The 13,831-nt window shown below is 72.2% G+C and carries 11 protein-coding genes; 1 reads left to right on the top strand and 10 read right to left on the bottom strand.

What is annotated here, in order from left to right:
* Positions 1-82: 82 nt before the first annotated feature.
* Positions 83-883 (bottom strand): TIGR03936 family radical SAM-associated protein, encoded by an 801-nt coding sequence (locus ACIRD3_RS14810; RefSeq protein WP_402215721.1) that lies wholly within the window; start codon positions 881-883, stop codon positions 83-85.
* Between the two features lie 254 nt (positions 884-1,137).
* On the bottom strand, positions 1,138-3,066 hold the full coding sequence (locus tag ACIRD3_RS14805) for a TIGR03960 family B12-binding radical SAM protein (protein ID WP_402215719.1): 1,929 nt from the start codon (positions 3,064-3,066) through the stop codon (positions 1,138-1,140).
* A gap of 493 nt (positions 3,067-3,559) precedes the next feature.
* Between ACIRD3_RS14805 and ACIRD3_RS14800 the strand changes: the two genes are divergently transcribed.
* Entirely contained in the window at positions 3,560-4,858 is a 1,299-nt protein-coding gene (locus ACIRD3_RS14800) for a M14 family zinc carboxypeptidase (protein ID WP_402215717.1), read from the top strand.
* A 103-nt stretch (positions 4,859-4,961) separates the two neighbouring features.
* Here the strand turns inward: ACIRD3_RS14800 and rodA are convergent, their stop codons facing one another.
* From rodA to ACIRD3_RS14760, 8 genes are all read right to left on the bottom strand, one after another.
* Positions 4,962-6,161: a rod shape-determining protein RodA gene (gene rodA / locus ACIRD3_RS14795; RefSeq protein ID WP_402215714.1), complete on the bottom strand. Its 1,200-nt coding sequence runs from the start codon at positions 6,159-6,161 to the stop codon at positions 4,962-4,964.
* Positions 6,158-8,461, bottom strand: a complete 2,304-nt coding sequence (mrdA, locus tag ACIRD3_RS14790) for a penicillin-binding protein 2 (protein ID WP_402215711.1) — start codon at positions 8,459-8,461, stop codon at positions 6,158-6,160. Before mrdA ends, rodA begins: the two co-directional genes overlap by 4 nt.
* Before the next feature lie 51 nt (positions 8,462-8,512).
* Positions 8,513-9,157, bottom strand: coding sequence for a rod shape-determining protein MreD (gene mreD / locus ACIRD3_RS14785; RefSeq protein ID WP_402215708.1), 645 nt, complete (start codon positions 9,155-9,157; stop codon positions 8,513-8,515).
* A 3-nt stretch (positions 9,158-9,160) separates the two neighbouring features.
* Positions 9,161-10,096, bottom strand: coding sequence for a rod shape-determining protein MreC (gene mreC, locus ACIRD3_RS14780; RefSeq protein ID WP_402215707.1), 936 nt, complete (start codon positions 10,094-10,096; stop codon positions 9,161-9,163).
* Between the two features lie 95 nt (positions 10,097-10,191).
* Complete coding sequence (locus tag ACIRD3_RS14775; protein WP_030233797.1) at positions 10,192-11,217, bottom strand: rod shape-determining protein; 1,026 nt, start codon at positions 11,215-11,217, stop codon at positions 10,192-10,194.
* A 320-nt stretch (positions 11,218-11,537) separates the two neighbouring features.
* A complete protein-coding gene (ndk, locus tag ACIRD3_RS14770; protein ID WP_402215704.1) occupies positions 11,538-11,951 on the bottom strand; it encodes a nucleoside-diphosphate kinase in 414 nt (137 codons plus the stop codon).
* Positions 11,952-12,061: 110 nt separating this feature from the next.
* Positions 12,062-12,415 (bottom strand): DUF4233 domain-containing protein, encoded by a 354-nt coding sequence (locus ACIRD3_RS14765; RefSeq protein WP_402215701.1) that lies wholly within the window; start codon positions 12,413-12,415, stop codon positions 12,062-12,064.
* 1 nt (position 12,416) lies between these two features.
* On the bottom strand, positions 12,417-13,808 hold the full coding sequence (locus ACIRD3_RS14760; RefSeq protein ID WP_402215699.1) for a bifunctional folylpolyglutamate synthase/dihydrofolate synthase: 1,392 nt from the start codon (positions 13,806-13,808) through the stop codon (positions 12,417-12,419).
* Positions 13,809-13,831: the final 23 nt, after the last annotated feature.

Raw genomic sequence — 13,831 nt, 5'->3', positions numbered from 1 at the left:
ACGACGCTCGCTCCCCTGGGGAGCCGCGGGAACCCTGGAGGACCATCGGGTCCAGTGAGGCACTGGACCCGGCCTCCGCCCGCTAGGCGGGCGCGGTAGCGCGCGGCCCGGCGCCCGGCTCCGAGCCGGCCTGGGCCGCGGCGCGGTCGAGCGCCAGCGGGTCGGTCACCGTGCCGGTCCCCTCGTCGAGCGGCCCCTGCGCCAGCCTGGTCACCTCTGCGGGGACCGGCGGCGCCAGGTCGGCCGTCGCACGGAGACCGGACAATACGTCGTCGGGTCGTACGGCGGGTGTGGCGTGTCGTACTACCAGGCGCAGTATCGCACAGGGACGGCCGGTCCGAACATCGCGGTCGGTTCCTGCCTCCGTGTCCGCACCGCCGTCGACCTGGGCCGGGACGACGTCCAGCGCCGCCACCGCGCCGCGCGCGTCGAAGACCCGCACGCCGTTCTTGGTGAGGCGTTCGACCTCGACCCGCTCCTCGGCGAGGAAGCGCGCGACCGCACCGGCCGCCTCGTCCGGCTCGACGCCGTCGAGCCGGACCAGCCACTCGGAGGCCTCCAGGCGCTCCACGAAGTTCGGCGTCCGCACCTCGACCGCGTCGATCACGTCGAGGCCGTTCGGCAGCGACTCGTCCAGCTGCGCCCGCAGCTGTTCGGGGTCGCGGACGGCGGCCAGGCCGATCTCCAGGTACTCCGCCTCGCTCGCCACCCCGGTGGGGGCCGCGTTGGCGTAGGAGACCTTCGGGTGCGGGGTGAAGCCGGCCGAGTAGGCCATCGGAACGGCGGACCGGCGCAGGGCGCGCTCGAAGGCGCGCTGGAAGTCGCGGTGGCTGGTGAAGCGGAGCCGGCCGCGCTTGGTGTAGCGGAGACGAATCCGCTGCACCGTCGGCGCGGGCGGCGGACCGTCGGGCGTACGGCGTGCCAGGGTCGCTCAGTCCTTAGTCAGTTGTCCCCGTCCGGCGTGGCGTGTTCCCGCCACTGTCCGGACTCTGTCACCACAAAGGGTACGCGCCCCACCGGCCCGCTCGCTCCGCCCCTGGTCAGCCGCATACCGGAACCCCCGGCCGGAACGTTCCGACCGGGGGTCCGGGGTGTGGGGCCCGTCACTCGCCGTCGGCGTCCGCCGACGACGGACGGCTACTTGTTGACGACCGACAGCGGCAGCAGCTTCTTGCCGGTGGGGCCGATCTGGATGTGGGTGTCCATCTGCGGGCACACGCCGCAGTCGAAGCACGGCGTCCAGCGGCAGTCGTCGACCTCGACCTCCTCCAGCGCGTCCTGCCAGTCCTCCCACAGCCAGTCCTTGTCGAGGCCGCTGTCCAGGTGGTCCCAGGGCAGCACCTCCTCGTAGCCGCGCTCGCGGGTGGTGTACCAGTCGACGTCGACGCCGGTGCCGGCCAGGCCCTTCTCGGCGCAGGCCATCCAGCGGTCGTAGGAGAAGTACTCGCGCCAGCCGTCGAAGCGGCCGCCGTCCTCGTAGACCGCGCGGATGACCGCGCCGACGCGGCGGTCACCGCGGGAGAGCAGGCCCTCGATGATGCCCGGCTTGCCGTCGTGGTAGCGGTAGCCGATGTTCTTCCCGTACTTGCGGTCGCCGCGGATGGAGTCGCGCAGCTTGGCCAGGCGGGCGTCGGTGGCATCGGCGGACAGCTGCGGGGCCCACTGGAACGGGGTGTGCGGCTTGGGCACGAACCCGCCGATGGAGACGGTGCAGCGGATGTCGTTCTGGCCGGTGACCTCGCGGCCCTTCTGGATGACGTTCTTCGCCATCTCGCCGATCTGGAGCACGTCCTCGTCGGTCTCGGTGGGCAGGCCGCACATGAAGTACAGCTTCACCTGGCGCCAGCCGTTGCCGTAGGCGGTGGCGACGGTGCGGATCAGGTCCTCCTCCGACACCATCTTGTTGATCACCTTGCGCATGCGCTCGCTGCCGCCCTCGGGGGCGAAGGTGAGGCCCGAGCGGCGCCCGTTGCGGGACAGCTCGTTGGCGAGGTCGATGTTGAAGGCGTCGACGCGGGTGGACGGCAGCGACAGGCCGATCTTGTCGTCGGTGTAGCGGTCCGCCAGGCCCTTGGCGATCTCACCGATCTCGGTGTGGTCGGCGCTGGACAGCGACAGCAGGCCGACCTCCTCGAAGCCGGTCGCCTTCAGCCCGCGCTCGACCATCTCGCCGATGCCGGTGATGCTTCGCTCCCGCACGGGGCGCGTGATCATGCCGGCCTGGCAGAAGCGGCAGCCGCGGGTGCAGCCGCGGAAGATCTCCACGGACATCCGCTCGTGCACCGTCTCCGCGAGGGGGACGAGCGGCTGCTTGGGGTACGGCCACTCGTCCAGGTCCATCACGGTGTGCTTGGACACCCGCCACGGCACGCCCGGGGCGTTCGGCACGACGCGGCCGATCCGGCCGTCGGCCAGGTACTCCACGTCGTAGAACTTCGGCACGTAGAACCCGCCGGTACGGGCCAGGCGCAGCAGCACCTCGTCGCGCCCGCCCGGGCGGCCCTCGGCCTTCCAGGCGCGGATGATCTCGGTCATGTCGAGGACGGCCTGCTCGCCGTCGCCGACCACCGCCGCGTCCAGGAAGTCCGCGATCGGCTCCGGGTTGAAGGCCGCGTGGCCGCCGGCCAGGACGATCGGGTCCTCGTCGGTGCGGTCCTTGGACTCCAGCGGGATACCGGCCAGGTCGAGCGCGGTCAGCATGTTGGTGTAGCCGAGCTCGGTGGAGAACGACAGGCCGAACACGTCGAAGGCCTTCACCGGGCGGTGGGCGTCGACGGTGAACTGCGGGACGCCGTGCTCGCGCATCAGCGCCTCGAGGTCCGGCCAGACGCTGTAGGTGCGCTCGGCGAGCACGCCCTCGCGCTCGTTCAGCACCTCGTAGAGGATCATGACGCCCTGGTTGGGCAGCCCGACCTCGTAGGCGTCGGGGTACATCAGCGCCCAGCGGACGTCGCAGGCGTCCCAGTCCTTGACGGTCGAGTTGAGCTCGCCGCCGACGTACTGGATCGGCTTCTGGACGTGCGGGAGGAGGGCCTCCAGGCGTGGGAAGACCGATTCGACAGTCATGTACTAGGAACCCTTACGACGTGATTCGGTGCCGCGAGCCGGCACGGGAGGGGTGACCCTCAAGGGTAGCCCAATCCGGGGATCGGACCGTCTGCCCCGGAGTACGGGCCCTCCGCGCTCCGGCGCGACCCGGCCGTCCGGTGCCCGCCCCGGCACGCGCAGTGCGCGCCCGCCGCCCGGGGCCGTCCGCCGTTGACACGCCCGGACGGCCCGTGCGGTACTGACAGGGCTCCGCCAAAGGCACCGGTACCCCTTCCGGACAAGGAAGTTGGGTCGTACGCTCGGGCCCTCGCCGGAGTTCCCCCGGCGCGACCCTCTCCCTCCCCCGCACGCACGGCCCCGTCCACCCTCACCAGGCCCGTCCCGTGTCCGCCCGGCCGCCGCCCCCGGCCCGCGGTGCCCCGCCTCCCGCCCGCACTCCGTGTCCGGCGGCGCACCCGCTCGCCCGCGCCCCGGCGGCCGTACGAGCCGTACGACCGGCGCAAGGAGAACCATGACCGACACCGGTCGGCGGATCCGCCCCCTCCGGACCCTCGACACCCGGCCGGCCCGCTACCCCACGCAGGCGCAGGCCGAGGCCGCCGCCCGGCGGCTCGCCCTGCGCCACCCGGACCGCTGCCGGTTGCGCGAGGTGGGCCGTTCCCGGGCCGGGCGCCCGCTGCTGCTGCTCTCGGTCGACCGCGGGCCGCGCGCGGTGCTCGTGGTCGGCGGCCCGCACCCCAACGAGCCGATCGGCACCGCCGGGGCGGTCCGGCTGGCCGAGCTGCTGCTGGAGCGCCCGGCCAGCCCCGGCCTGTCCTGGCACCTGCTGCTCTGCCTGGACCCGGACGGCGCCGCGCTCAACGCCGGCTGGCTGGACGGCCCGCTCACCATGCGCCGCCACTACGAGCACTTCTTCCGCCCCGCCTTCGAGGAGCAGCCGGAGCTGCTGCCCGCCCCCGGCTCGGGCCGCCCGCCGATGCCGGAGAGCCTGGCGCTGACCGGTCTGATCGACGAGCTGCGCCCGTTCCTGCAGTGCTCGCTGCACGGGGTGGACTTCGGCGGCGCCTTCGTGCAGCTCACCGGCCCGGTGCCGGGCCTGGCCGAGCGCTTCGCCCGCTCCGCCGACCGGGCCGGCCTGCCGCTCGACGTGGACTCCTACGACGCGATCGGCTGGGCCAGCCCCTCCCCCGGCACCTATCTGATGCCGGCGCCCGGCAGCTCCGAGGCCTCCCGTGCGCTGCCGGACGAGCCGGAGCTGTCCACCTGGTCCTACGCCGCCCGCCACGGCGCGGTCACCGCCGTGCTGGAGGTCCCGATGTGGGCGGTGGACGCGGTCGGCGACGCCCGGTCCCACCCGGCCGGGCCGCGGGCCCTCGCCGTGGCCGCCCACGAGCTGACCGCGCGCGCCGAGGAGCTCACCGCCCTGCTCGCCCGCGTCCCCGCGCACGGCCACGAGGCGTACGGCCCGTTGGTGCGCACCGCGGAGTTCAACCTGGCGGTGGCCCCGCGGGTGGCCGCGGAGTGGCTGGACCGCTGGGGCGCCCAGCCGCTCTCCGCCTCCCGGGTGACCACCGCCGGCCTGGTCGCGGCCCGGCTGCCGCTGCGGGTCGCGTCGATCCTGCTGCGGCTGCTCGCGGACGCCCGCGGGCCGGGCGCGGAGGCCGCCCGCGAGCGCGCCCGGGCCGTCGTCGCCGACAGCCTGGACCGGCTGCGCCACCGCTTCGGCGCCCGCTGGGTCCCGGTGCAGGAGCAGCTGGCCCACCAGACCCGCGCCGTCCTGACCGCCGCCGACTGCCTGCTGCACCCCTGAAAGGATTCCTGACGTCCAGTCAACTCCGCCAGCCCACAAGGACATTGTGCACAGCGCAGGGGCCGGCCCGGGTTTCCCCGGACCGGCCCCTGCGCGCAGCCGCTCAGGCCGCTATCGGCCGCTGGCTCCGGACCGCCTGGAGCAGTCCGACCGCCATCCAGTTCGCGAACATCGAGGACCCTCCGTACGAGACGAACGGCAGCGGGATGCCCGCGACGGGCATGATGCCCAGGCACATCCCTATGTTCTCGAAGGCCTGGAAGGACAGCCAGGCGATGATCCCGGCCGCCACGATCGTCCCGTACAGGTCGGTCGCCTGGCGGGCGATCCGGCAGGCCCGCCAGAGGATCACGCCGACCAGCGCGATGATCGCCAGCGCGCCGACGAAGCCCAGCTCCTCACCGGCGACGGTGAACACGAAGTCGGTCTGCTGCTCCGGCACGAACTGCCCGGTGGTCTGCGTCCCGTGGAACAGCCCCTTGCCGGTGAGTCCGCCCGAGCCGATCGCGATCCGGGCCTGCGCGGTGTTGTAGCCGACGCCGTTCGGGTCCAGCTGCGGGTTGGCGAAGGCGGCGAAGCGGTCGATCTGGTACTTGCTCAGCAGCCCGAACTTCCAGATCGCCACGCACCCGGCGCCGCCGGCCACCAGCAGGCCGAGGACCCAGCGGTTCGCCGCGCCCGAGCCGAGCAGGATGCCGAGCACGATCGCGGCCATGACCATCACCGAGCCGGCGTCCGGCATCAGCAGCACTATGCCCATCGGCAGGGCGGCCCAGACCAGGCCGCGGAACACCGCCCGGTTCGAGGGGAACTCCCGCTCCCCCGCGTCCACCTGGTCCGACAGCACGACCGCCATCGCCAGCACGATCCCGAGCTTCGCGAACTCGGCGGGCTGGATCGAGAAGCCGCCGCCGAGCTGGATCCACGAGTGCGCGCCGTTGATGGTCGAGCCCAGTGGACTGAGCGTCGCCAGCAGCATCAGGATCACGCCGACGTACAGGAACGGCACGATCGTGCGGAAGCGGCGGCTCCCTATCGCTATCACCACGGCGCACAGGACCAGCCCGACCACGAAGTTGGTCAGGTGCCGGTACAGGAAGTACTGCGGGTCCCCGTGGGTGAGCGAGTCGCGCCCGCGGGTGGCCGACCAGACCAGCAGCGAGCTGCCGGCCGAGAGGGCCAGCGCGGCCAGTAGCAGTATCCAGTCCAGCCGCCACAGCGGGGAGTCCTTGGCGAGGGCCTTGGGGACCCCGTTGCGCTGCGGGGCGAGCCGCAGCTGCCGGTAGGAGCCGTAGGAGGTCATGCCCGTCCCCTTCCCGGGCCGCGGCCGGGTTCCAGCGCGGCGTCGGCCGCGGTGTACGAGACCGCGGGGTCGGTCGGCGGCGCCTGGTCCAGGAAGGCCGCCGCCGGGGCCGGAGCCTGCGCCGCGTCCAGCAGCGCGGGCACCGGGGCGGGGGCCGGAGCCGGGGCGCCCGGCGCCCGGTCGGCCGCGTACGCGGCCGGCTTGATGATCGCGGTGCCGTCCGGGTTGAACTTCGGCAGCTCGGTCTGCGGGGCCGGCAGCAGCGCCTTGGCGTTGTCGACGTTGCCCTTGTCGTCCACGCCGTACAGCGCCTGGTAGATCCGGCGGACGGCGTCACCGGAACCACCGGAGCCGGTGCCACCCTGGCTTATCGTCATGACGACCGCGTAGTCCTTGCTGTACGTGGTCAGCCAGGAGGTGGTCTGCTTGCCCTCGACCTCGGCGGTGCCGGTCTTGGCGTGCAGCTGGATCTTGTCCTGCGGCCAGCCGGCCCCGGCGAACTTCCAGGCGGCGGTGCCGCTGGTGATGACGCCCGCGGTGGCCTGGTCGATGTAGCTCAGCAGCTTCTGGTCGCCGGGGAACTTGGCGTCCGCCTGCGGGGCGATCTCGCGGACGAGGTCCCCGCCCGGGCTTATCACCGCCTTGGCGATGGTCGGGCGGTAGAAGGTGCCGCCGTTGGCCAGCGCCGAGTAGATCCGGGCCATCTGGACCGGGGTGACCAGGGTGTCGCCCTGGCCGATCGCGAAGTTGACGGCGTCACCGGCGCGCATCTGGTAGCCGTCGACGCAGTTCTCCCGGGCGATCTGGTCGGAGAAGCTGTTGCCGCCCTTCTTGGCCTGGGCGCACCAGGCGTCCTTGTTGTTGTCGTAGAAGGACTGCTTCCACTGCCGGTCGGGCACCCGGCCGGGCACCTCGGCCGGCAGGTCGATGCCGGTCTTGGCGCCGAGGCCGAACTCGTGGGCGGTCTTGAAGAACCAGTCGCCCGGGTCCTTCTTCGGCTTGATGCCGCCGTCCTTCAGCCACTGGTCGTTCGCCAGGCCGTAGAAGACGGTGTCGCAGGAGACCTCCAGCGCCTTCTCCAGCGTGATGGAGCCGAAGCTCTCGCTCTCGAAGTTCTTGAACTCGCGACCGCCGATGGTCATGCTCTTCGGGCACGGGTAGGTGCCGTCCAGCGGGTAGCCGGCCTGCACGGCGGCGGTGGTGGAGATGACCTTGAAGGTCGAGCCGGGGGCGGACTGACCCTGTATGGCCCGGTTCAGCAGCGGGAAGTTGGATTCCTTGCTGGTCAGCGCCTGGTAGTCCTTGCCGCTGATGCCGCCCACCCAGAGGTTCGGGTCGTAGGTCGGCGCGCTCGCCATGGCGATGATCCGCCCGGTGTGCACGTCCATGACCACGGCGGCGCCGGAGTCGGCCTCGTAGTTGCGGTTGGTGACCTTGTCGAAGGTGTTCCGGGCGTCCTTCATGGCCTGCGCCAGGTTGTCCTCGACGACCTTCTGCACCCGGGCGTCGATGCTGGTGACCAGGTTGTCGCCGGTCTTCGGGGCGACGGTGCCGGCGGTGCCGATCACCCGGCCGAGGTTGTCCACCTCCAGCTTGGTGATGCCGGCGGTGCCGCGCAGGTCGCGGTCGTACACCGACTCCAGGCCGGCCCGGCCGATCTGGTCGGCCGGCAGGTAGCGGTCCAGGCCGGTCTTGTCGGCGGTCTTGCTGACCTCCTCGTCGGTGACCGGCGAGAGGTAGCCGAGCACCTGGGCCAGGTTGGCGCCCTCGACGCCGGTGTAGCGGCGCACGGCGGTGGGCTGCGCGGTGATCCCGGGGAAGTCCTCGCGGCGCTCCATTATCTGCATCGCCTGCTGGGTGGTCGCCTCCTTGGTGACCGGGATCGGCTGGTAGGGCGAGCCGTTCCAGCAGGGCTGCGGGGTCTTGGCGTCGCAGAGCCGGACCTTCTCCTGGACGTCCTTGGCGGGCATCCCGAGCACTTCGGCCAGCCGGGACAGCACCGCCTTGCCGCCGTCCTTCTGCTGCAGCAGCGAGGTACGGCTGACGGAGACCACCAGTCGGGTCTCGTTGCCGGCCAGCAGCCGCCCGGAGGCGTCCAGGATCTCGCCGCGGACGGCCGGCTCGACCACCTCGCGGATGTGGTTGCCGGTCGCCTTGGCCGTGTACTCCTTGGCGTTGCGGATCTGCAGGTACCACAGCCGCCCGCCGAGGGTGGCGAGCAGCGACAGCACCAGGATCTGCAGCACCACCAGCCGGATCGTCACCCGCCGGGTGCGGCCGGTCTCGGGGATGTTGCTCACGTCTCGTGCGCTCCAGGGTGCGGGGAGGTCGGGAGGTCGGGGCCGGACGGGTTACGGGCGGCGGACGAAGCCGGGTACGCGCCGCTTCTTGTAGCTCGGGCCGGACGAGACCTCACGGGTGGTGCGGTAGCGGGCCAGCGAGCCCAGGCCCAGACCCGGGCCGTTCTCGTCGTCGTCGGCCGCGGCCACCGGGTCGCGGCCGAAGCGGCGGCCGAGCATCATCACCAGCGGCACCACGAAGGGCGCCAGCAGCAGGTCGTACAGCAGGGCGCTGATCACCAGTCCGCCGAGGCCGACGTGCCGGGCGGCGGTGTCGCCCACCAGGGCGCCGACCATCGCGTAGAGCAGCGTGGAGGCGACCGCCGCCGCGCCCACCACCAGCAGCGCGCTGGAGACCGAGCGCTGCCGGCCGTGGTCGGGGCGCAGCAGCCCGGCGGCGTAGCCCATCAGGCAGAGCACCAGCGCGTAGCGGCCGATCGCGTGGTCGGAGGGCGGCGCGAGGTCGGCCAGCAGGCCGGCCGCGAAGCCGACCAGGCAGCCGCCGGTGGGCCCGTAGACCATGGCCAGGCCGACCACGACGAGCAGCAGTATGTCCGGGGTCGCTCCCGGGAGCTGGAGCCGGCCGAAGACGCTGACCTGGAGGATCAGGCCGAACAGGATCAGGCCGGCGGAGACGGGGATGCGGGCGAGGCGCATGGCTCAGTTCCCCCCATTGGGCTTGGCGGGCGGGGCGACGGGCGCGGTGGCCGGGGCCTGGCCCGGAGCGGGCGCTGCGGGGGCCGGCGGCAGGACGGCGTCGCGCGGGTCGGCGCGCGGCGGCACGACGACCACGCCGACCAGGTCCAGCCGGGTGAACTGGACGAACGGCTCGACCAGGACGGTCTTGGTGAGCTGGCCGGCGTTGGCCTGGACCTCGATGACCTTGCCGACCGGGACGCCGGGCACGAACGGGCGGCCGCTCTGCGAGCCGAAGGTGACCAGCCGGTCGCCGGCCTTGACCTGGGCCTTGCCGTTGAGCAGGGAGACCTTCATCGGGCTGTCGCCGCCGCCGGAGGCGAAGCCGATCTCGCCGGTGGCTTCCAGCCGGGTGCCGGCCGAGAAGCCGGGGTCGGAGGCGAGCAGCACGGTGGCGGTGGTCGGGCCGACGGTGGTGATCCGGCCGACCAGGCCCTGACCGTTGATCACGGTCATGTCGCGGGTGAGGCCGTCGTCGCTGCCGGCGTCGATGGTGATGGTCCAGGAGAAGCCCTGGGCCGGGCCGATCGCGATGACCTGGGCGGCCTTGACGGTGTATCCGCCGGCGCCGGCGGTGCGCAGCAGGTCGTCCAGCTGCTTGGTGCGCCCGGCGGCCATGTCGGAGGAGGCGAGCTTCTGCCGCAGTTCGGTGTTCTCGCGGGCGAGCTGGTCGGTGCGGCCGCTGTTGGTGGCGGCGTCCCGGAAGGCGCGGACGGTGTCCGCGACCGGGTCGACGACGGTGGCGGCGCCGCGCTCGACCGGGCCGAGGACGCCGGCGGCGGCGTGCCGGGCGGGGCCGAGCGGGGAGTCCTCACCGCCCTTGATGTCGACGGTGATCAGCGCGAAGGCGACGGCCACCAGCAGGATGAGCAGCAGCCGGCTCTCTCGTGTGTCCCTCACGGTGCTGGTACTGCCCCTTCGTACCTGGCGGCCGCCCGGGGCTGTGGGGCCCGGGCGGCCGCCCGTTCAGTCGAGTGTCGGATGTGTACGTGCTGCTAACGGCGCGGCTGGGCGTCGAGTACCTGCTGGAGCGCCTCGAACTCCTCGACGCACTTGCCGGAGCCGAGCGCGACGGAGTCGAGCGGGTTCTCGGCGATGTGGATCGGCATGCCGGTCTCGCGGCGCAGCCGCTCGTCGAGGCCGCGCAGCAGGGCGCCGCCGCCGGTGAGCACGATGCCGCGGTCCATGACGTCGCCGGCCAGCTCGGGCGGGCACTGGTCGAGAGTGGTCTTGACCGCGTCGATGATCGCGTTGACCGGCTCGTCGATGGCCTCGCGGACCTCGGCGGCGGAGATGACCACGGTCTTGGGCAGGCCGCTGACGAGGTCGCGGCCGCGGATCTCGGCGTGCTCGTCCTTCTCGCCCTCCAGGCCGAAGGCGCTGCCGATGCTCATCTTGATCTGTTCGGCGCTGCGCTCGCCGAGCAGGAGCGAGTACTCCTTCTTGATGTGCTGGACGATGGCGTTGTCGAGTTCGTCGCCGGCCACCCGGATGGACTGGGCGGTGACGATGCCGCCGAGCGAGATGACCGCGACCTCGGTGGTGCCGCCGCCGATGTCGACGACCATGTTGCCGGTGGCCTCGTGGACGGGGAGGCCGGCGCCGATGGCGGCGGCCATCGGCTCCTCGATGATGTGCACCTGGCGCGCGCCGGCCTGGGAGGAGGCCTCGATGACGGCGCGGCGCTCGACACCGGTGATGCCGGAGGGCACGCAGACGACGACGCGGGGGCGGGCGAGGTAGCGGCGGCGGTGGATCTTGAGGATGAAGTACCGCAGCATCCGCTCGGTGATCTCGAAGTCGGCGATCACGCCGTCCTTGAGGGGGCGGATGGCGACGATGTTGCCCGGGGTGCGGCCGATCATCTTCTTGGCCTCGGCGCCGACGGCGAGGATGCCGCCGGTGTTGGTGTTCACCGCGACGACCGACGGCTCGTTCAGGACGATGCCCTTGCCCCTGACGTACACCAGCGTGTTGGCAGTTCCGAGGTCGATCGCCAAGTCGCGGCCGATGAACGACAGGTTGCTCGCCATGGGGTGTGGGTGCCTTCCCGGGCTCGGAGTTCATGGGGGGTGGACGACTGCGTGCGCCCACGCTTGGGCGGAGACCAGCTGAGCTGCCTTACCGGGCCCTTGGGTCGCGTCCATCGTAGTCACGCCTCGCGGTACGGACGTCGACGTGGGGCATACCGTCCATTGTCCGGAGCGTGATCGCTTCTCCCCGGATTGGGACGCCGTGTCGGGACCCCCAGTTCCCTATTTCACGATAAGAATGCCCCGGCCGGGCCAATGGTCCCGACCGGGGCAGTCCCGAGTCCTCCGGGCGTGTCGCCCGGCCCGGCTCAGGCGTGGGCCGGGAAGAAGATCTTGATCTCGCGCTCGGCGGACTCCGGGGAGTCGGAGGCGTGGATCAGGTTCTCGCGGGTGATCGTCGCGTAGTCGCCGCGGATGGTGCCGGCGCCGGCCTCCAGCGGGTTGGTGGCGCCGGCGAGCATGCGGATGCCGGGCACGACGTCCTCGCCCTCGACGATCAGCGCGATCGACGGGCCGGAGGTCATGAACTCCAGCAGCGGCTCGTAGAACGGGCGGCCGACGTGCTCCTCGTAGTGGTGCTCCAGCGTCGCCCGGTCGAAGGTGCGCAGTTCCATGGCGGCGAGCTGCCAGCCGGCCTTGCGCTCGATGCGGCTGATGATCTCGCCCGCCAGGCCGCGGCGGACGGCGTCGGGCTTGAGCAGGACGAGAGTGCGCTGGGACACGGTGCGTCTCCTGGGGATTCGGTTCGGCGGACAGTCGGGTCGACGAGTGGGCCCCGACACGGCAGAGGTTACCTTGCGTACACGGCGTGTCGGTGCGCCGGTCCGGGGCCTCAGGCCTGTACGGCGGCCGCCTCGGTGGCGGCGGCGCGGGCGGCCTTGAAGGCGTCGACCTTGCGGCCGTAGTGGACCGAGCACCACCACAGGAGGGCGAAGACCACGCCGAGGCCGAACATCGTCGGCAGGACGAAGCCGCTGGCGATCAGGCCGATCTGCAGCGCCCAGCCGATCTGCACCGCGCCGGGGCGGTCGATCATGCCGCAGAGCGCGACGCACAGGGCCATCGCGATGCCGCTGACCGTCCAGATCTCCCCGGTGGAGACGTCGGAGAGCCGCATCGCGACCAGTGCCGCGAACATGATCAGCAGCGCTTCGCCGATCAGCGTCGAGGAGCAGAGCGTCCTCATGTCACTTCCTCCCGAGCAGCAGGCGGGCCTCGCCCACCGTGATGACCGAACCGGTGACCAGCACCCCGGCGCCGCCGAGGTCGCCCTCCTCCTCGGCGAGGGTGACGGCGGCGGCGATGGCGTCGTCGAGGCGGGGCTCGACCTGGACGCGGTCCTCACCGAAGACCTCGACGGCCAGGGCGGCGAGCGCGTCGACGTCCATCGCGCGGTGGGTGGAGTTCTGGGTGATGACGACCTCGGCCAGGATCGGCTCGAAGGCCTCCAGCACGCCGGCCACGTCCTTGTCACCGGAGGTGCCGATCACGCCGACGAGCCGGGTGAAGCCGAAGGACTCGGTGAGGGCGGCGACGGTGGCGCGGGCGCCGTGCGGGTTGTGCGCGGCGTCCAGGACGATGGTGGGGCTGCGGCGGACGACCTCCAGGCGGCCCGGCGAGGACACGCCGGAGAAGGCCTGACGGATCTTCTCCACGTCGAGCTGCCCGCCGCGGGCGCCGCCGACACCGAAGAAGGCCTCGACCGCGGCCAGCGCCAGCGCCGCGTTGTGCGCCTGGTACTCGCCGTGCAGCGGGATGAAGACGTCCTCGTACTCCTCGCCGCCGAGTCCGCGCAGCGTCACCAGCTGGCCGCCGACGGCGAGTTCGCGGCGGATCACGCCGAACTCCATGCCCTCGCGGGCGACCGTGGCGTCCACCTCGACGGCGCGGCGCAGGATGACCTGGGCGGCGTCCAGCTGCTGCTGGGCGACGACGGCGACGGCGCCGGTCTTGATGATCCCGGACTTCTCGACGGCGATCTCGCCGGTGGTCTCGCCGAGCTTGTCGGTGTGGTCGAGGCCGATCGGGGTGATCACGGCGACGGCCGCGTCGATGACGTTGGTGGCGTCCCAGGAGCCGCCCATGCCGACCTCGACCACGGCGACGTCCACCGGGGCGTCGGCGAAGGCGGCGTAGGCCATGCCGGTCAGCACCTCGAAGAAGGACATCGGCACCGGCTGGGCCGCGTCGACCATCTGCACGTAGGGCTCGATGTCGCGGTAGACCTCGACGAAGCGCTCGGGGCTGATCGGGGCGCCGTCGAGGCTGATCCGCTCGGTGACGGACTCGACGTGCGGGCTGGTGTAGCGGCCGGTGCGCAGCTCGAAGGTGTTGAGCAGCTGCTCGATCATCCGGGCGGTGGAGGTCTTGCCGTTGGTGCCGGTGATGTGGATGGACGGGAAGGACCGCTGGGGCTGGCCCAGGATGTCCATCAGCGCCTCGATCCGGTCGAGCGAGGGCTCCAGCTTGTTCTCCGGCCAGCGCTTGGAGAGTTCCACCTCGACGTCGCGCAGGGCGTCTCCGGTGCCGCCGTCGGCGGGGCGGATGGTGTACGGGTTCGGGTCGGCCTTGTCGCTCACGACCACAGTCTACGGAGCGGTGG

Origin of the sequence: Kitasatospora sp. NPDC093550 (assembly GCF_044764985.1) — a bacterium.
GTDB lineage: Bacteria > Actinomycetota > Actinomycetes > Streptomycetales > Streptomycetaceae > Kitasatospora.
This window is presented reverse-complemented; position numbering and strand designations above follow the sequence as displayed.

Excerpts from the sequence above, each read along its gene's own strand:
- rodA (WP_402215714.1), bottom strand. The coding sequence starts at position 6,161 with ATGACCTCCTACGGCTCCTACCGGCAGCTGCGGCTCGCCCCGCAGCGC.
- mreD (WP_402215708.1), bottom strand. The coding sequence starts at position 9,157 with ATGCGCCTCGCCCGCATCCCCGTCTCCGCCGGCCTGATCCTGTTCGGC.
- ACIRD3_RS14765 (WP_402215701.1), bottom strand. The coding sequence starts at position 12,415 with ATGAGGACGCTCTGCTCCTCGACGCTGATCGGCGAAGCGCTGCTGATC.
- ACIRD3_RS14800 (WP_402215717.1), top strand. The coding sequence starts at position 3,560 with ATGACCGACACCGGTCGGCGGATCCGCCCCCTCCGGACCCTCGACACC.
- ACIRD3_RS14805 (WP_402215719.1), bottom strand. The coding sequence starts at position 3,066 with ATGACTGTCGAATCGGTCTTCCCACGCCTGGAGGCCCTCCTCCCGCAC.